This is a genomic window from Rhodobacteraceae bacterium LMO-JJ12 (assembly GCA_021555075.1).
In the GTDB taxonomy this organism is placed as follows: Bacteria; Pseudomonadota; Alphaproteobacteria; order Rhodobacterales; family Rhodobacteraceae; genus JAKGBX01.
The window spans coordinates 503648-522285 of record JAKGBX010000001.1 but is presented as its reverse complement, the minus strand read 5'-3'; the positions used below and the strand labels follow the sequence as shown (position 1 = coordinate 522285).

Sequence of the window (18638 nt, the reverse complement as noted above, 5' to 3'; positions counted from 1 at the left end):
AATTAGCGGCTCACTGCATAGCAATCGATTTCAGGTTCAGGGTCGAGCTTGCCGGCAACACCAATGACAAAACCCTTGGCGCTCGATAACGCCACCCAATGCTCAGACGTGCGTTCAAGCTCAAGGCAGAGTCTGTCACCGTCATAAGGAATTTCGCGGGGCTGGGAATGCAACGGCTTAAGCTGAATTCCCGGCAACTTCGATTTCCACAGCGCATCAAATTCATCCGGCGCGCCAACCGTGACCTGCTGGGAAAAGAGTTTGCGCAGCATGGCCTCAGACATCCGCCCGCCGACCCGCAAAACAATACGATTCTTGTTGAGGATATCAGGGTTGTCGATGCGCACAGTCCAGATGTTCTCCGAATGACGATTCACCGGCAAAGCCCGCGATTTCGGCTCAACATGCGACAGCGACAAAATGAGCGATCGCAGCTCATCCGCTAACGTCTGAAACGCCGGTCCCGGATTGCCATGATCATAGACCGGTAGATCGGCGGACCTTCTGGCCGACGCGCCATAGGTGGCCAACTGCCCCGCAAGCCCGGCCAGATGCAGGAATAGCTCGGAAGGGTGGACATCGTTTTGCCGCGCCAGATGCGCAAGACGCGGGCGCGCCGCATTGGCCGCTTCGAGGATCAGCAAATTTTCCATCGAAGCCCCGGTTCCACCCACCACAATTCCGGCATGGGCGTCGCAGACATGATCTGCACCCGTGAGTATTTCCTTGAGAAACTGAACATACCAGGGCACAGCCGAAATCATCAATGCAGGCGGCAGAAAACTCTCGGAAATGACGACACCACCCTCGGCGTTCAAACCCGAGATTTGCGCCACCGGCAAGAGAGTATAGCCCGTGGCTTCCTCACCCGGCAAGATGAGCCGCGGGGCCAGCCTTGCCACTTCGATTCCGGTCTCTTCGGCACCGTTGCGAATTTCATCGCGCACCGTCACCAATTCACCGCGATAACGGGTTCCCGACGGCGCGGCATGTGCCGGATCGACCAAAGCCGCACCGCTACGTTCGGCAGGAATAGCAAGACAAACAGCCCCGGCTTCGCTCGAAGCCGTTACAGGAACGGGCGCAACTTCGGTGGTACCATCAGGAATAGAAAAGAAAGTGCCATCAGGAAACACCCCCTCAGCGCGCGCAATCCCAACCAGCCCAGCACCAAGCGCATTGGCATCAAGCTTGAGTTCGGAAAACCCGAAACTCTGCAAAGGTGTGGCGCGCAAGGCTTGCCGCACCAACCACTCGCTGCGCCGGTCCTGTTGCTGGAAATGCTGGGTTCTGAGGAAAAGCCCCTCCGACCAGACAACCTTGTTCCTATCCGTCATATCCTGCCTTTCATGTGCATCAGGCCAACGAGACCGAGATACCGTTCGGACCGACGCTGATGATCAAACCCGCATCTTTGGCAGGCGCGGCGATCTTGCGTCGCACCACCTTACCAGATGGCGTGCGAAAACCGCCAACCACCCCGATCACCGACGCGCCAGCCTGAACCGGGATGACCCGCGACACCGGTGATGTACCGGAAATTACGATCTGATCGGCCTTGACCAGCTCGGAACCAAGCGCCGACGACGGGCTTTGCAATGACACGTAGTCGGCGGCATCAAACGCCGATGAACCGTTCATCTGAAGGATCGAGACCGTCACTGGGCGATCTTTTCCATCGGGACCGGGGTTCATGCCCGCGCGGCCCTGAACCGAAACCGACATATTGGCTGTAGTCGGCCCCATACATCCTGCAAGGCCAAAGCCAGCCGCGCCGGCGACGAGAAATGTGCGTCTATCGAAATGCATGTCATTTACTCCTTTTGGTTTCATATGCCTCGCGGAAATCGGCACCGACTTCGCCAAGAAACTGTTCCTCAGCAGACTGCGCGAGGTCTCGGTAATGCTCTTCATACATATCCCACATCTTGGCGCTTTTTCCGCCAGCGATGAGTTTTTCCAAAATGCCGAGGTCTTCGGCGTCCTTTTCAATTTGTGCGGGATCAAACCGATCGATCATCCGGCGCAACGCCGCCTGAAGCGCGGTCCATGTGCGCAGTTGATGATCTGCAAGATCGCGGTAGGCCCATGTCACCGCCTGATCTGGGGGCAAATAGCCTTTGCCGCGCGGTTGCAACAGCGCCGCCATCGCATCCTCTGGCGTTACGAGGAATTTGAGCGGATTTACATCTTCGTTGGCGATGATTGTCTGGGCCACACGCGCGCGGCTCTTCTCCTGTGCGCGGCTGCGCAACAACATCATCAGCCCCTCTACAAGCTCACGAAACCGCGCGCCCACCTCTTCCATTTCGGCTTCTGGATCGTCCGCCGGAATACGAGCCGGATCAAGCCCCATGCCGCGCAGTAGCGCCGCTCGAAGAGCGCTATCATCTACCGCCCGCGCAGGAGCCGAAGTCACTTGCACCTGTTCGGTCATCGCTGGCGCTGGAGACGGGGCAACCCGCGCTTCTGCCACAACCGGTGGCTCATCGGGGATCTCACGTGGTCGATCAAAACGGGCGCCGTAGTCCGGCTGGCTTACCCCATCAAAATACTTCGATGCCGCGGACAGACTCGGCCGCGACCCCGTATCACCCGACAGCGAACTCGGCCCCAATGTGCGACCCGGCTCGGTTACCGGCCCACCCTTGCGCAAATCCAGCCCCATAGGGTTTTCCCAATCAACCGGTTTAAGCGAGTGCTCCTCGGGTTCCTCATCCAACCCGAAAGGATCGCGCCCCCGCGACTTGGCGCGCGGGTCAAACGGATCAGGCAAGCTTTCAGGACGGTCACGTTTTTCTTCCGGCTGTGTTGGCGCGCCGAACTCAAAGCCAAACGCATCTGCCTTGGGCATAGGTTCAGGTTTGGCCGCAGCCTCAGTTTCAGCGTGCGCTTCAACCCTGATGACAAAATCACCCACCCGCAGGCGCATCCCTGCATCAATCGGCACAGAATTTCCGGCCCCAACCGGATTGGCTGCATTGTCGATGAAAAGCCCGCCAGACGATGCATCTATCACCATCGGCGCGCCGCTTTCATCACTGATGATGCAATGACGGCGCGAGACATACATGTCCGGGTCGTTCAGCTGCCAATCAGCTTCATCACCCCTGCCAATCACCAGGGTGCCACCTTGGAACACGCGCTCTTGTTGGCTCTGCGTGTGGTGGGGGGCAGATTCGAGAACGAGCCTCAAGTTCATGCCGCTCTCCTTTCCTTGCGGGTTGTTTCAGCCACGATGTTGCGCACATAGTAGTCGTCCGCCTCGGTCGCAGGATCAGGCGATAACCAGGCGGTTTTGCCAAGCCGCGCCTCGCCAAGCCTGGCCGCAGGAGCTTCTCCCGCAGCCAGCACCAACCGTAGACGGAAGACAAGCTCTTTCCCGGAAGCAAAAATCACTGCATGGCGAAGCCGCTCCCAAGCCGCCGGGTCATCGAGAAAGGTAGTGAACTCTTCAAACGTTAGCGGGCCAAGGCGTAGCTCGGCGTGCGACTGGCGATCAAACACCCGGCCACCCGCCACCGCACCCGTCCCAAGCCCGCAATGCGCACCACCCAACCGACTTTGCAAATGATCTGGCAGGTTGACCCAGACACCTACGAATTCTTCAAGCTCCACCGGCACGCCAACTACAGTTTCAAGAAAGCTGGTCAGTCGCTCCGGGTTCTTGACATGATGCGCAAGCGATGTCGCGTGGTGCAGCTTGGCCGCGTCAAGACTTTCGTTAATCCCCCGCGTTCCCGGCAAACCAATCCCAGCCAGCGCCCGCATCAGTCCGATGACACGTCCACCATCATCATGCGCGATATGGATATCCGGTCGCCCCTCAGCCCACGAGCGCCAATAAAGCGACATCATCCGATGTTGCAGCATATTGAGAAAGTCGATGAACGATGTGTCCGACGTGGCCCCTGTGGCATCCCCGGCAAACCAGCGGTTCGATAAGCGCTGCATAATCCATCGGGTAAGATGCAGCGGCATCGGACCTTCAGGGCCGATAAGGCCCAGAACATTAACCCCGACAAAGGGTGGCTCGCTTTCGGTCCCCGGCTTGAACATGGCCACATCCGACGCGGCAAAATCAAGCCGCGCAACTTGACCCAAACGCGCCGGCTCCCGCTCAGGCCCACCGGAGCGGCCAAAGCGAAGCCCATCTCCTTCAAGCTGTCGCAACAGCTCAAAGAAATCCATCGTCGGCGCGTCCTCTGGGTCCGGGCCTCGGCTCAGATCAGGGCGCGTGTGCCGTGGGTCATCGGCCATGCTACCTCCTTCTGGCTGTGGCTCAGACGGGTTTTGGTCCGCACAAATGAATTGATCGCAGCATGGCGCGCAAATAGCTGTGCCAATAAGGCAGATAGCAAAAGCTCGCTGCCGCCTGTGAGCAATTGTTCGTCGATTTCCAACGTCAGCTCGGTTCCGTGGCCAAAGCACAAAGGCCCCGGCAGGCCCAGCCGCTCGATCACCGCTTTCGAACTGACCCCGAGAATGGCACGCCCATGGCGCTCAAGCGTCGGGTCGCCGCGATCTGCATAAAGCCTAAGAAGCGCGAGCAGTGGCTCATCCTCTTTGTCTTCAGCCGCAAGCGACAGGTGATTGAGCGACAACTGCGAAATCCAGCGCCACGTCAGATCGTCTATCTTCGCTTCATTACCCGCCCCGAAAGGCAGGGACGAGCGAAGCGAAGACCGGGGCCGACGCATCGGTGCAAGCAGCGAAACTTTCTTAACCGGGTCGCCGGTTTCCAGCGTCAGCGTGGGCGTATCATCAAGGATTGGCAAATCCCGGTTGGTACAGAGCGCCCGAATATCAAGCCGCCGAGGCATGGCACCACCACGCGGCGCAGTGCCGGGCCGCGCAATAGATATGTAGAAATCATCACCCGTATAGCTGGTGCGCGTCTGCCCATGGCGGATCTCGTCCTCGCCCGGCCGACGCGACCGGCGTTCCGTCGTATAGACCACGCCACTATCCCCAAGATGTTCTATCGAAAACATCGGGGTTATACGGGCCTGAGACCCATCATTTTCGGCGTCCTCCACCTTGAGCAACCGATAGATTTCATAGTCACGCGGGCGCGTGCGATCCGCATGCACGATATGGGATGCACGCGACGACTTGACCTCGACCAGATCGCATTCTCGCTCAAAAAGATTAATCACCGGCACCGTCGAGAGCTTGAAGTCGCGCGCACTCAAGCCGGTCAGCCCGTCAATTGGTTCGCGCAACAACAGCGTGATTTCCAGCGTATCGTCTTCACTGGTGCAGCGTTTGACAGCCCGCGCCAGCCCACCAAGCCGGGCAAAATGGAACCGCTCAGGCATCAGGAAATATTCGCGCAAAAGCCTGTAGCCTTCAAACGAAGCGCGCACGCGGGGCAACAACGCCTCGCTCCCCGAAACGCCAATCATTCTAGGCATAGCTGCCGTCTCAAAGCGTTCTTTGCGGCTGCTAGGGCGGGCTAGAACGGCGGCACCGAAACCGAAAATCGCATCAAACAGAGGTCCTCCGCGACCATTGCCGCCAAGATAGACATCAAGGCTATCAAGCGAAAGCTCGCCCAACGTTCCGGCCCCGGTGCGCTTCACTACCAGCCGCAGACCGGCCTGTGCCTCTCGTAATTGCCGCTCGGGCACACCGGCCTGATTAAGCGTGCCTTGGTCTTGAAGATAATCCGCTTCGACAATCTCAACAGGCCAAAGTCGAACATCTTGGGCCGTGGAAAACGTAGCGCGCGTTTGCAGGCCTTCGCGTAAACCCGCAATGACCCGCGTGCCGCGCTTCACCACATGACCGTCAACCATGCGTTCGACCTGTGGTCCGGGTTCAAGCCGCGCCATCGACATTGCCGGGCCCGGCCCCGCTAGATCGGGATAAAGCGCATCAATCAGATTGCGCACATATCGGCTCGCCTCACCATCAACCTTAAGCCGCGTGCGCGCAGCCAGAAACGCCACCCCTTCAAGCAGCCTCTCAACATAAGGATCGGGGCAAGGTGTGGCTTCGATCGAGAGGTTGCGTGCCACATTCGGGTGAATCGCCGCAAACTCCCCGGCGAGCGAGCGAATATGGGTCAGCTCTTCCTCATAATATTCAAGGAATACACGATCCATCAAAGACCCTCGAGCGTTGTCGAGGCCTTGCCATTTTCCAGGTTGATCACCGTCGAAAGTCTAAGCCGCTCTGGAACGGGCGACAGCATCAACACGCCATCAATTTCGATCCGCATGCCTTTTTTTTCCTCAATCCTGACCTCGATCTTGATGCTCTCCTTTTTTAGGCGCGGTTCGAAAGCAATCAGCACCTTGCGCAATTCACGCGCCAATAGCTCCTTGTTAAAGTCATTTCCCTTGCGGCCCGAAAATGCGGGCACCCCAAAGTTCAAAACCGAACTGCGCACTTCAGGAAAATCTGCAAGCCGCGCCTCCGGGCTTTGATAGGTCAGCCTCTCGCGTTCACTCAGCAGGAAATCGGCCTCAAGCCGCTCAATGTTGAACAGCATTTCGATGTCCCGGCGAACTGCTTCGCGCAGGATCTGCGGCGTAACCACGATACCGCGATCCTCTAGGCGCCGCTGCTCAGTGGTTTGCTGCAACAAACGGTGCAGCCGCTGTCGGATCTCATCGTCAAGGTCAGTGCGCGCCTCAATTGCACGCGCACCGCCTTCCAAAAGCGCATCAAGGTCTTCGGACTTGGGCAATTGCTTTTCAAGCTCCCGCCTAAGCCCTTTTGATTCAGCAACGATCCCTGGAAGGTCATCTGTCAGACGATCCCAGAGCGAAGGCTGAACCGCCTCCTGGCGAGAACTGGGAACTTGAGACGTGTCAGACATACGCTACTCCGGTGTTGCCGACTACTTGCCCGCAGCGATATCGAATTCGACCTCATGCTCATCGCCTGCCGAATGGTCGTCGGCCTGGACAGTGTATTTGATATTGACCTCTTCAAAGGCCAACCCAAATTCTTCCTCGATCATCTGACCTTCGCCGTCACCAACGCCCAGCACATGATAGCTGGAAATGATCACGTTGGTCATGGTGATGATAAGATAATCAAGATGGGCTTCGCCTGAATCCTTGCGAACACTCAGAACAACCTCGTCAAGGGATTTGGCCTGCATACATGCCAGCGCGATATAGGGTGAGGCGCAGTCATAATATTTCTTGCACTTCAACGCTTCGACCTTGGCGCGCGCTTGCGAGCGGCCACGACCAACCTGAGCAACAGAGGCCTGTTCGATAATCCACATAACATCGTGAATGTCGATTTCGTCTTCATGATCGGCACGTTGAGATTCGCCGTCAATGTCGGGCATTTTCATATAGCCGGTAATGGGCATTAGAAGTCTCCTTTTTCAAAAATGGTCTTGCTTCAAGTTTTCACCGAAGGCAGCTCAGACACGAGCCGCAAGCTCGCGTTGATGCCTTCGAGTTGGTAATGCGGACGCAGATAGAACCGGGCGTTGTAATATCCCGGACGGCCTTCCACCGAATCCACCTGAACCTCTGCCGCTGCAAGCGGCCTTTTGGCCTTGGCCTTGTCATCAGCCATGGCCGGGTTGGCCAGCACATAGCGGTTAATCCACTCGCTGAGCCAAACCTGCATGTCGCCGCGCTCTTTGAACGTGCCGACTTTGTCGCGCGCAATTGCTTTGAGGTAATGAGCAAAACGCGACACCGGGAAAAGATAAGGCAGATTTGCCGAAAGCCGCTCGTTGGCCTGCGCATCCGGATCAACCAGACGCCCGGCACGGGCTTCGTCATCCTGCAAGGAATGTGCGCCGATAAACGCGGCCACATCGGTATTCTTGCGGTGCAAGATCGGCATCAATCCCAGCTTGGCCAGTTCGGCCTCTCGCCGGTCATCAATGGCGATTTCGGTGGGGCATTTCATCGCCACTGACCCATCATCAGTTGGGAACGAGTGTACCGGCAGGTTCGTCACCGTGCCCCCCGATTCCACACCCCGGATTTGCGTGCCCCAACCATAAAGCTTGTGACTGCGGTTGATGTTCACACCCATCGTGAACGCAGCGTTCATCCAGGTATAGTGATCGTGCTTGCCGTCGATCACCTCTTCGAAATCAAACCCCTTCACCGGTACGGTTTCCGCACCATAAGGCAGACGCGCAAGAACCCGTGGCATGGTCAAACCGATATAGCGGGCGTCCTCGCTCTCGCGCAGACTCTGCCAACTGGCATAATCCGGCGAGCTGACAATCTGTTCCAGATCCTGCGGATTGGGCAGTTCCTGCCAGCTTTCCATACGGAAAAGCTGAGGCGCGGCGGCAGCGATAAACGGCGCGTGCGCCGAGGCACAAATGCCCGACAGGTTGCGCAACATGCCCACATCACGCGGGTGCTGCGAAAACTCATAAGCCCCGACAAGTGCGCCAAACGGCTCACCACCAAACATCGAATACTCATCAGTATAGAGCTTCTTGAAGACCGGCGATTGGTCCCACATCTGGCCTTCATAGTCTTCCAGAGTGTCTGCCAACTCGTTCTTCTTGATGTTCAACACCCGGATTTTCAGCTTCTGATCCGTTTCGGTATTGTTCACCAAATAATGCAGCCCGCGCCAGGTGCCTTCCATTTCACGCACTTCATCGGAATGCAGGATTTCGTTCATTTGCTGAGACAAGATCGAATCGATCCCCGAGATCAGCGATTTAATCGACTTGACCGCATTGCCCGAGATAGTCGCGGTTCCGGCCCGCTCCTGAGCGGCCAGCGCAAGGTTCGAGACCAGATCTTTCAGCTTGTCGCTGTCTTTGTCTTTGACGCGGAAATCCTTTTCCAGAAGTTCGCTGAATTCGCCCAGATCAAGCGCTTCGGCTTCGGCGGCGCCTGCACTGGCTTCTTGTTTTTTCTCAGCCATGATCAGCTCTCCTTACCTTCGTTGACCTTCATCGCTTCTTCGGCCGCCTGGGCCAAAAGCGGTTCATTGTTCAGAAGCTGGGCGATGCGCTTTTCGGCATCGACCTTGCCATCCATATACCCCAGCAATTCTTCCAACCGGCGGCGCATCTCCAAAAGCTCGGCCAGTGCCGGAACCTGCTGCGCCACCTTGTCAGGTGCGAAATCCGACATGTTCTTGAAGGACAGGTCGACAAACATTTCTTCGTCACCCTCTTCGCCTTCCTTGACCGGTAGCGTGTTCTTAACTCGCGCCTTCACCCGTGGGCCAAGCGCCTCCATGAACTTGTTGAAACGGCCCGCATCTGTTTCGACAAAAGTGCGGTCGTTGACCGATTTTTTCGCCTCAGGGGTTTCTGACGCCCCCGCCAGATCAGCCATCACGCCCATCACAAATGGCAGTTCGATGGTTGTCGGGCTTCCGTAATGTTCGACATCATAGGCGATCTGAACGCGCGGTGCGCGGTTTCTCTCGATGACCTTCTGCTTGCTTTCACTCATGTCTTTAAGCCTTTCACTTCTGTTCTATTTCTTTTTTGTGTCGACCCCCGCCACCGAGCTGAATTCCTTCAGCCCGGATGGGGCGATCTCTTCCATCAATTCAAGAAAATCCATCGAGACCATCCGGCGTATTCTTCGCGCCAGATGCGGGATTGGGCTCGAAGGTTCGGTGCGTTCATAAAAAGCGACAATCGCATCAAGACTTTTTTCAACATCCCGACGCGAATTGATCGCCCCAGGTGCGACCGCTGCGGATCCGTTGGCTGCGCTGGCCGCAGGCGCTGCTGCGGGCGCGGGGCTTTCACCAGCCGGGGTTGCGCTGTCGGTGTCTTCATCAGACATTGCAGTAACTCCTGCTTCGAACGACGCCCTGACCTGGGCGAGAAACTCGCTCAACTCCGGCAAGGAAAGCGCGAGATCACTGCCAAACCCGCCGCTCTTCGAAATCTGTGCACACAGCTTATCAATCTCGGTTTCGCACTTCGAAATCGCAACAATAACCGCAGCCGCTCGTTCTGCCTCCTCGGCGGCAAGTGCACGACAAGCCGCGTTAACGCGATTGACCTTGCGCTTGTGCTTTTCGAGCAATGCAGCCTTCTCGGTTTCGTTCAACCCGGAAGGAGCACGGTTGAGGAACTCAAAATTGCTAAGCGCCGCTTCTGCCAAATCCAGACCGGCAATCGCGCCCAAGCCCCGCATGTTCAGCAGGGTCGAATACTTCAGATCCCCCAACAAACCATTGCCGTCATTTTCAAGCTGCTTGAGCGCATTGATGCGCGCCAGCGCAGCCGCCTTGGGATCATCACGCGCGCGCAATTCAGGGTGCAGGCTGTCCCAATACTCCGCCACTGTCTCGGTCAACAAAGCCAGCCCTTGCGCCAGGCCCTCGAAATCCTCAACCGCCGCAACCGCGCGAACAACGATTACCAAAAGACGCAGGTCGCGACCGTCGCGGGCCAACGCCATCGACTTATCCAGAACGTCCTGCCAATCCACTAGCGGAGCGCTTTCATTAAGCGACCCGTCCGGGTTCAGCCGGTTCTCACGTGCGGCGGGTTCGAGCAATCTCTCAATTGCATGAAACCTTGAATCGTTCCTTAGCTCGATACCGGAGGGCGCGTCGTCACCGACCGTCACGAGGAGGCTTGAAAAATCCATACCCCCCGACCCTGAATTAGATTTAAAAAATAATCTTACGTTAACTCTTTCAGATGTTTCCGATTCTTGCAACTTCGGGCTCAGTTTGGAAGGGACAGGTATTCCCTACCCTAATGCCCCCTACTGGCGGGTTTTCCTGACTTGCCCCGCCCTCGCGCACTAGCGACGAGTTCATTTCACCCCGGTCAGGATGCCACCGGCCTTGGTGAATTGCCCAAGCTGTGGAATACTTGTCCGACAAGCTACGCGAAGGTGTTGTCATGGATGTGAAAGACAGAACCGAAGGTGTTGTAATCGGCATGCTGATGGGCTTCGAGGGTTCTAACCCCCTGGTGGTTTATCCAGGGAACCCCAGCGAGGAGGCTCGCCTGGCGCGTGCACTCTGCGCTCTCTCGGCTGAGGATACAGGCTGCGAAATGGCACTCTTGTTCGAAGATGGAGATCGCACTCGTCCGCTAATAATCGGGCGAATTGTCGAACCCGTGCGAACAGATGCTCCCGAAAAACCGCTCAGCGTCGTGCGTGATGGCGAAACTGTAAGAATAACAGCCGAAGAGCGGATCGAACTGCGGGTGGGGAAATCAGCCATCATCATGGAAAAGGATGGGCACATTACTATTCGCGGTAAGCATTTGGTGTCGCATGCGTCGTCTTCGAACCGCATTCGTGGCGGTTCCGTGAACCTAAATTAATGACCATCCCGGTTCTCAAAGACATCGTGCGCCAGCACGCTGAGCAGGCTGCGTTCCTCTGGACCATTTATGACGACGCGCTGCTCAACCCAGACGATCCCGGCAATGAAAACATGGACGAAGAACGAATTTCCCGAGTTCTCGAACAGCTGGAAGCCCACGTTGATGGGTTGCGTGTCGCAGGCGCCGAAGGGCTTAGAATTGCACAAGAGCGTTATGACGAATTTCCCGAAGCCGGAGAGTTGTTCGTGTTGCGGATGCTACAGCCGGGCGCACGCGATTTGAAAGTCGCCGCGTTGGATTTGAAGCGCGTGCGAGATTACATCAGTTCACACCTGACCGCCAAACCACCAAACACCTCCGCCAAGAACTAGCTTGGCGTGAAATCCAGTGGGATACGCTCGATCAACTTAACCGGGTCGGGATTGACGCGGAAAGCAGCCCAATCTTTGCCGTTAAACACATAAAATCTATAGCCCGCGTTCACTGTCATCAAGTCTTGTGTGGCATTGATCTGAAACGCATAGGTCGTCTCAAAAACCGGTTCAAGCTCTTGTCCTCGTCTGGCGTAGATGCCGAATTCATCGTCGCCCCAGTATTCAACCCCACGAAATTCTCCGACCGATCTGAAGCCAGATGGATACCCTTCCATTCGGACGAGTTCGTCACCGTCGTATGTCATTGCCATACCATCATCGCAGCCGAGCAAAACCAACCCTGATGATGTGACATGAACGGCCTGAATAAAATCCTGTGATCCTATTTCTACTGGCGTAAGCGCCTCTGCGCTGCCTTCAAGGAATACTCCAAAGTTTCCACCTGCATAGGCCTTGCCCTGTTTAGGAATATGCATCGCATTGAGATAGCCATCCGTGTGCGTCGGCACTTGGGTATAGGCACCATCCTGAAACTGATATGCGCGCCCGTCCTGACCAAAGACCATGACGCGATTGCGGTCTATTCCTGCAAGGTTCAGCATCTCGAACTCCGTCGAGACAAAGTGGTGAAAACTAAACTCACCGTTCTTGGTAAGGCGCAAAAACTCACCCTGCGCCAACACAAAATGCGTCTCGCCGTCTTCGGCGTGATAGTCCAGTGATCCGTAGTCGAACAAATCTAACGTGGAAAAACCCATGGGATCAGACATCGGAACTTTGAGCAATGCCGATGCTTCAAGCTCTTCATCTTCGTCCCTTGCTTCAAGCAGCACAAAGACAAAATCAGGCGAGAAGCAGAACGCATTTATGACTTCCACATAGCCCGCACCGCGCGCAAAAATTTCGTCGAAATAGTCCATTCAACGCCTCCTCAGGTTCCGCAACCGTGGCACGTCGCAGCTTTCGTTGCTTTACAGACGCCCTTTGTGCAGACCGGTTTTTTCTTTGCATCGTCCATCTTCTTCTTGGCCTCCGCTTCGGTATCCTTCTCATCGACACCAGCCATGTAAGCCATGTTGATCAAGGTTAGACATTCGCCCATCTGCTCTTGCTCTTTTTCGCTCTTTTTCTTTATGCGAGAGTGGTTTTCAGAGGTCGCATCGACCGAGACTTTCAACATTTCTCCGGCTGTTGGCACGACACATTTTTTCTTACATGACGAAATGCTTCCCGAGGGCGACATACAGCCTACCCTGCATTTGTTCAGGAAACTTTTGACTGATTTTGTCTTTTTGTCATGCGGCATCCCTTTGAGCGACGGCTCGTCAGACCGCTTGTTGATCCGGCGTGAATTCATGCAGATGCAGGGGGCTTGCTGATCGTCGTATTTTGGCCAACTCGGGCAAGTAGTCGTGCTGCGCTTGCGTTGCAATGTGGCTGCTCGGATCGTGTGTTCAGACCATCGCCCCGTTTCCGAGGCATTACAGGGATTGTCCTTGTGCGCATGACCGCCAAGCTCGGCATAAATCGCCTCGCAATCACCACCTGCCACATTCATCGAAGCGATATGCGGCCAAGGCGGCGTATTCCCAACCGGCGAAGCGTGGTTGTTCGTGGTGATATCCGACATCCGCACGACCGGCTTACCCTCAAACTTCACATCCGGCGACCAGGCGTTGAAATAGCTTTTGCCCATGTTTTTTGAAGTGATCACGCCCTTCTTGGCGGCACATCCCGCCTCATCGCCCGAGGTGCGCTTCATGTCGGACTTGTTCTTGAGATTGACCTCTTTATTCTTGATCTTGACCTTACCGGTGCCTTTTTCGGTATCGCTTGCCATGGCAAAATTCGGATATGGCACGGGCACGCCTGGTGGCGTCGCCGGGTTTTCCGGGGGCGTCATGCAGACATCGGGAAACGCCGCAATCGTCTGGGCCTGCACCGATTTCCCGGAAATTTCCAATCCGTTCGCAAACACACCGCCCATTATGCAGCCCTCTTTCGTGCCGTGTGGAAAACCGCCGCACCACAGGCGCCGTTGTCGCCCGACGCTTCGATCAATAACGGGCTTCCGGGGTCATAGCCTTTTTCGAAAGCTTCAAGCGCCCAGCCAATCATCAAAGGCACAACGGCGGCACCAACATTTCCCAGCGTCTCTGCCGGGCTCCAAATATCCTGAAAAGCAGAGCGCCCTCGTTCAAGTCGCAACGCGGCAAGTGCGGTCTGCTTGAAAAAGTAGGCTTCACCGATCAGATCGGAAAGACGGTATTCGATCCCGGCCAAGGTCACTCCGGCCTGATCCATCGCGCGCTTATAAGCCGAAGTCATCCCATCCCCGCGCAGCGGCAGATCAGCCCCCTCTTCATCCTTGCCGTTCAGCATGAATGCATCTTCCGCAGCCAGCCCCAGACCGGAAAGCGAGAAATGCGTCGGTTTACCTGCGGCGCAAAGAATAGCGGCAGAGGCTTCACCAGGCAAAAAACCGTTGGAATTGTCAGAGGTAAGCAGGCGCCCAATGCGATTGTAATGCGAAATCGAGGGACCGGTAAGCATGGTATCAACGCCCACAATCAAAACATGATCGGCACGGTCATCAGCCATCGCCGCGCGTGCGCGGTCAAGTGCGACAAACCCGGACGGGCGGCCATGCTCGGCAACAAGGGTGCGCGTCGCCTCCGCAAGCCCGGAATAAGACCGCACATTCGCCGCGAATTTTTCAACATTACGTATCGGGCGCCCCGGGCGTTCGGGCTCCGACAAACAAAGCACCAAAAGCAGACGGCCCAACGTTGCCCAATGCCCTTCAAGCGCATCCACAATCGAACCGGCAGCAAGATGCGCCAAGCGTTTTTCACCAATCCAATTGCGCGGCAAAGGCACCGATGCACCGATAAGCCAATCTCCGCCATGGCCCAAAAAGCGGGTTTCCTGAAAGCCATCAATATTGCCCCGCATGGCAGCACACGAAGCAGCACGATCAAGCCCGACAGCCGTAACCATCCCAGCAGAAAGGATATTTACCCCGTTGCTCATTCAACCGGGTCCAGATCAGCGCGCACACTTTCCCGTCCGACATAGGTTTTCCCCGACCGCCGTGCCAACATAAGACCACGCGAAGGTGCCCCGATCCAAGCCTGACGGAATTCGGTCAAGTGGCGCAAAATCGGAACCTCCGCACGCCAGGTCAGCGAGAAACGGCGCTTCTCAGCGTCAATCAACAAACTATCCGGCACAAGCGTCTTTTCCAGAGCGGTATCGCGACTGCGAAAAATGCGTATCGGCAAGCGCGTGTCTGGCAAGCGAAACCCCTCACGGCCATTCGGTGTCAGGTTCAATAACACCACCTCCGTGCCGGGCTGAGGTGCGGCGATCTGCTGGTCTTCACCGACTTGCTGATAATACCGCTCGTCAAAATCTGGCGGCAGGAACGGAAAGATATTGTCCTCCCAATTCTTGTCATACGTTCCGCCATATTTCAGCCGTCGTGGCACGCCGCGCGTGACCGGTCCCAACGCCATCGGCCGATAGCTTCCATAGGGCGACGTCACAGGGTCGCCAATTTCCTCGGTATTGGGCAGGGGCGCGCCGGGCAGCCGCGATTGGTTCTTGGGCGAAGCATACCCGCGCCCGGCCGGGTTTTCTGCATATGCGGGGGGATTGGGAACGTCCGGGTTTAACCGATCAACACCCCCAAACGCAGTGTCATAACTAAAGGGCTGGCGCGTGAACGGTTGTGGGCGACTGGCCGAAATGCTTGGACCCACCACAACCCATTCACGATGCCCCACCACATGAAAGCGTTTCGACCATTGTCCAACACGCAAACCAACCTGCGCCATCTCAACCGGCTTGCTGCCCGGCGCATAGGCCGCCCCTTGCACCACCACATCACAAGCCTGCTTTCGAAAGGCAAAATCGGTCTCCCACCGGGTCGCGGAATAGCCCGGCTCACCGGTAAAGGTATCCGCCGTCACAAAAGGTGTCTGCGTCGATAGCGGTTTGGGCACGCCGTCGGAATGATCGGGAAAAGCAAAGCTTCCCTTGATAACCAAGACTAGAAATTCGCGGCCAGCCACATCCATTCCCATCGTCGGAAACCAAATGTAAGGTGTGCGATTGAAAACCTGCATTGGCTTGCGCCCTCGTGATCAAGCGAATTCGTATTCAAACCCTTCGTCGCCGCCTTTGATCGTAACCTTGGTGAGTTCACCACCACCCAGCTGATAATTCAGGATGCGACGGCTCATCTCAGGAAGCAGCGTGTTGGTCAGGATTGCATCAATCATTCTGCCGCCAGATTCGATCTCGGTGCAGCGCGCTTTGATCAATTCGATAGCCCCCTCGCCGATCTCCAATTCCGCGCCATGCCCCTCAACCAGCCGTTTCGCGATCGAGCGCAACTTGTGAGTGGCAATCGTCTGGATCATAATATCCGACAGCGGATAATAAGGGATCGTCACCACCCGTCCCAACAAGGCTGCGGGAAATTCCTTGAGAAGCGGCGCGCGAAGGGCTGCATTCAATTCCTCCTGATCGGCATGTTTGGCGCCGTCATCGGTCATCGCCATGATCTCATCCGACCCCACATTTGACGTCATCAGAATAAGCGTGTTCTTGAAATCAATCCTGCGGCCTTCACTATCGTCCATCATGCCCTTGTCGAACACTTGAAAGAAGATCTCATGCACATCGGGATGCGCCTTTTCCACTTCATCCAGAAGCACTACCGAATAGGGGCGTCGACGCACCGCTTCGGTCAGAATACCGCCCTTGCCATAGCCAACATATCCCGGAGGCGCGCCTTTAAGCGTCGAGACGGTATGCGCTTCCTGAAATTCGCTCATATTGATCGAGATGATGTTGTCTTCGCCGCCAAACATCTGTTCAGCCAACGCCAGCGCCGTCTCGGTCTTTCCCACGCCCGAGGGGCCACAAAGCAGAAACACCCCTACCGGCTTTTCCGGCGGTTTGAGCCCGGCCGCAGCGGTCTGGATGCGGTTGGCAATCATCTCCATCGCATGGTCCTGACCAACGACGCGTTCCGCCAATGTGCCCGCCAGTGAAAGCGCGCGCTCTGTCTGGCTGGCCAGCATCCGACCCATCGGAATACCCGTCCAATCCTGAACAACCGACGCCACCGCTTGCTTGTCGACCGCAGGCAGGATCAACGGCGTCTCGCCCTGATGCTCAAGCAATTGCGCCATCCGTTCACGCAAAGTGCCCAGCGCCGCATCGCGATCAAATGGCTCTTCTTCAATCTCTGGCTCGGTCTCGGAATCGGCCACATCATTGCTCGCGGCGTCTTCGGAGACCTCTTCCTCAACAGTTTCCAGAGGTGCATCGCCCACAGCCGTCGTTTCGTCGATGGCATGTCCGATACCACGCAATTTCGCGCGCAGGTCAAGAATTTCGCCAACCAACTCTTTCTCCGCCTCCCACCGCAAATTCGCTGCTTCAAGCGCAATCTGCGCCGTTTGGATAGCGGCTTCGACGTCGCTCTTGCGCTCCGTCACATCGATTCCAATGGCCTCTTCGCGCTCAATGATACCTTGCTCGATCTCAAGCGCGGAAAGCCGCCGTTCAATGTCTTCCACTTCCGCTGGCGTGGAATGCTGCGAAACGGCGACGCGCGCACAGGCAGTATCCAAAAGGCTGATCGCCTTATCCGGCAATTGCCGTGACGGGATATAACGATGCGATAGCTTCACAGCCGCCTCGATGGACTCATCAAGAAGTTCGACTTTATGGTGTTTTTCCAGAACCCCGGCGATGCCGCGACACATCAAAATTGCCTTGTCCTCGGATGGCTCCTCAACCTTCACCACCTGAAAGCGGCGGGTCAGGGCCGGATCAGGCTCGATATGCTGCTTGAATTCGGCCCAAGTGGTGGCCGCGATGGTGCGCAACTCTCCGCGTGCCAGCGGCGGTTTAAGCAGGTTGGCAGCGTCACCAGTACCCGCAGCCCCGCCCGCTCCAATCAACGTATGCGCCTCGTCGATGAACAAGATGATCGGAATGTCCGAACTTTGAACCTCCTCAATCACCGCCTTCAATCGCTTTTCGAATTCACCTTTCACCGAGGCCCCGGCCTGCATCAACCCAATATCGAGCAGTTGTAGCTCAACATTACGCAGTTGCGGCGGCACATCACCCCGCGCAAGCCTCTGGGCAAAACCTTCCACTACGGCGGTCTTCCCGACCCCCGCCTCGCCGGTCAAAATCGGGTTGTTCTGCTTGCGCCGCAGCAGGATATCCACAATCTGGCGGATCTCTGCATCGCGCCCGACAATCGGGTCAATTTTCCCATCCCGCGCACGCTGCGTCAAATTGGTGGCATATTGCGCCAGGGCCGATTGCCCACCGGGCGCTTTCTTCGCCTGCGGGCTATCCGTCTCATCAAACGTTCGCTCAAGAGATTGCACCAGCAAGTCATCAAGCTGCGCCGCCATCGACTTGGGATCAATCTTGTCGAACTCAAGGCTCATTTTATATAGCAGCCCCTCAAGCACCGGCACCTGAAGGCAACCCAAAAGGATATAGGCCGATCGCACCTGATCCTCTCCAAACTCAAGCGACCCATAGCTCCAGGCTTCCCGAATGGCGCGAAATATATGATCTGAAAACTCTTCGACCGACCCCGCACCATGCGGCAATGCGTCGATGGCTCTGACCAGTTCGCCATCAAACTGCGCCCGTTCAACCCCCGCCGATTCCAGCAGTATTGCAAAATCCGAACGTTCCGCATCGGCCAGCGCGGTGATGAAATGCACAAGCTCCACATAGGGGTTGCCACGCGCCTTGGCGGCCTGGGCTGCGGCAGAGAATGCCTTCAAACAGGTCGGATTGAGTTTTCCCACCAACTCCTTGCGCTTGACGGTCTCCTGCGAGCCACGTGCGGTCATGGAAAATCTCCGAAAAAATGTTGTTGTCACCTAAATGCGGTGAAATAATCGAATATGTATTAAGTTAAGCATAGACCGGAATTCCTTACCGAG

The 18638-nt window shown here is 56.4% G+C and carries 17 protein-coding genes; 2 read left to right on the top strand and 15 right to left on the bottom strand.

Going from position 1 to position 18638, the window contains the following annotated elements:
- Positions 1–2: 2 nt before the first annotated feature.
- The 10 genes from tssK to tssA are packed head-to-tail and all read right to left on the bottom strand — an operon-like array spanning position 3 to position 10574.
- Complete coding sequence (tssK, locus tag LZG00_02500; protein ID MCF3592864.1) at positions 3–1337, bottom strand: type VI secretion system baseplate subunit TssK; 1335 nt, start codon at positions 1335–1337, stop codon at positions 3–5.
- Between the two features lie 19 nt (positions 1338–1356).
- Positions 1357–1809, bottom strand: coding sequence for a type VI secretion system lipoprotein TssJ (gene tssJ, locus LZG00_02495; GenBank protein ID MCF3592863.1), 453 nt, complete (start codon positions 1807–1809; stop codon positions 1357–1359).
- A 1-nt stretch (position 1810) separates the two neighbouring features.
- Positions 1811–3202, bottom strand: a complete 1392-nt coding sequence (tagH, locus tag LZG00_02490) for a type VI secretion system-associated FHA domain protein TagH (GenBank protein MCF3592862.1) — start codon at positions 3200–3202, stop codon at positions 1811–1813.
- Entirely contained in the window at positions 3199–4260 is a 1062-nt protein-coding gene (gene tssG, locus LZG00_02485; GenBank protein ID MCF3592861.1) for a type VI secretion system baseplate subunit TssG, read from the bottom strand. The genes tagH and tssG overlap by 4 nt, the downstream gene beginning before the upstream one ends.
- On the bottom strand, positions 4224–6110 hold the full coding sequence (tssF, locus tag LZG00_02480; GenBank protein ID MCF3592860.1) for a type VI secretion system baseplate subunit TssF: 1887 nt from the start codon (positions 6108–6110) through the stop codon (positions 4224–4226). Before tssF ends, tssG begins: the two co-directional genes overlap by 37 nt.
- On the bottom strand, positions 6110–6829 hold the full coding sequence (gene tssE, locus LZG00_02475) for a type VI secretion system baseplate subunit TssE (protein MCF3592859.1): 720 nt from the start codon (positions 6827–6829) through the stop codon (positions 6110–6112). Before tssE ends, tssF begins: the two co-directional genes overlap by 1 nt.
- A 21-nt stretch (positions 6830–6850) precedes the next feature.
- Complete coding sequence (locus LZG00_02470; GenBank protein ID MCF3592858.1) at positions 6851–7336, bottom strand: type VI secretion system tube protein Hcp; 486 nt, start codon at positions 7334–7336, stop codon at positions 6851–6853.
- A 32-nt stretch (positions 7337–7368) separates the two neighbouring features.
- Positions 7369–8877: a type VI secretion system contractile sheath large subunit gene (tssC, locus tag LZG00_02465; protein ID MCF3592857.1), complete on the bottom strand. Its 1509-nt coding sequence runs from the start codon at positions 8875–8877 to the stop codon at positions 7369–7371.
- A gap of 2 nt (positions 8878–8879) precedes the next feature.
- The gene (tssB, locus tag LZG00_02460) at positions 8880–9416 is read right to left on the bottom strand and encodes a type VI secretion system contractile sheath small subunit (GenBank protein MCF3592856.1); all 537 of its coding nucleotides are present in this window, start codon (positions 9414–9416) and stop codon (positions 8880–8882) included.
- 24 nt (positions 9417–9440) lie between these two features.
- Positions 9441–10574: a type VI secretion system protein TssA gene (tssA, locus tag LZG00_02455; GenBank protein ID MCF3592855.1), complete on the bottom strand. Its 1134-nt coding sequence runs from the start codon at positions 10572–10574 to the stop codon at positions 9441–9443.
- Between the two features lie 260 nt (positions 10575–10834).
- On the opposite strand from tssA, the gene LZG00_02450 reads away from it, so the two are divergent.
- Positions 10835–11266, top strand: a complete 432-nt coding sequence (locus LZG00_02450) for a DUF6484 domain-containing protein (GenBank protein ID MCF3592854.1) — start codon at positions 10835–10837, stop codon at positions 11264–11266.
- Positions 11266–11640: a hypothetical protein gene (locus tag LZG00_02445; GenBank protein MCF3592853.1), complete on the top strand. Its 375-nt coding sequence runs from the start codon at positions 11266–11268 to the stop codon at positions 11638–11640. Before LZG00_02450 ends, LZG00_02445 begins: the two co-directional genes overlap by 1 nt.
- Here LZG00_02445 and LZG00_02440 read toward each other — a convergent pair.
- From LZG00_02440 to tssH, 5 genes are read right to left on the bottom strand one after another with little or no spacing between them, the layout of a single operon-like run.
- Complete coding sequence (locus LZG00_02440; protein MCF3592852.1) at positions 11637–12563, bottom strand: hypothetical protein; 927 nt, start codon at positions 12561–12563, stop codon at positions 11637–11639. The two genes, LZG00_02445 and LZG00_02440, sit on opposite strands and share 4 nt — an antisense overlap.
- 11 nt (positions 12564–12574) lie before the next feature.
- A complete protein-coding gene (locus LZG00_02435; GenBank protein MCF3592851.1) occupies positions 12575–13630 on the bottom strand; it encodes a DUF4150 domain-containing protein in 1056 nt (351 codons plus the stop codon).
- Positions 13630–14676, bottom strand: coding sequence for a 3-oxoacyl-ACP synthase (locus LZG00_02430; GenBank protein MCF3592850.1), 1047 nt, complete (start codon positions 14674–14676; stop codon positions 13630–13632). Before LZG00_02430 ends, LZG00_02435 begins: the two co-directional genes overlap by 1 nt.
- Positions 14673–15773 carry a DUF2169 domain-containing protein gene (locus tag LZG00_02425; protein MCF3592849.1) on the bottom strand — a complete coding sequence of 367 codons (1101 nt, stop codon included), beginning with the start codon at positions 15771–15773 and terminating at the stop codon, positions 14673–14675. Before LZG00_02425 ends, LZG00_02430 begins: the two co-directional genes overlap by 4 nt.
- An 18-nt stretch (positions 15774–15791) precedes the next feature.
- Complete coding sequence (tssH, locus tag LZG00_02420; GenBank protein MCF3592848.1) at positions 15792–18545, bottom strand: type VI secretion system ATPase TssH; 2754 nt, start codon at positions 18543–18545, stop codon at positions 15792–15794.
- Positions 18546–18638 lie beyond the last annotated feature (93 nt).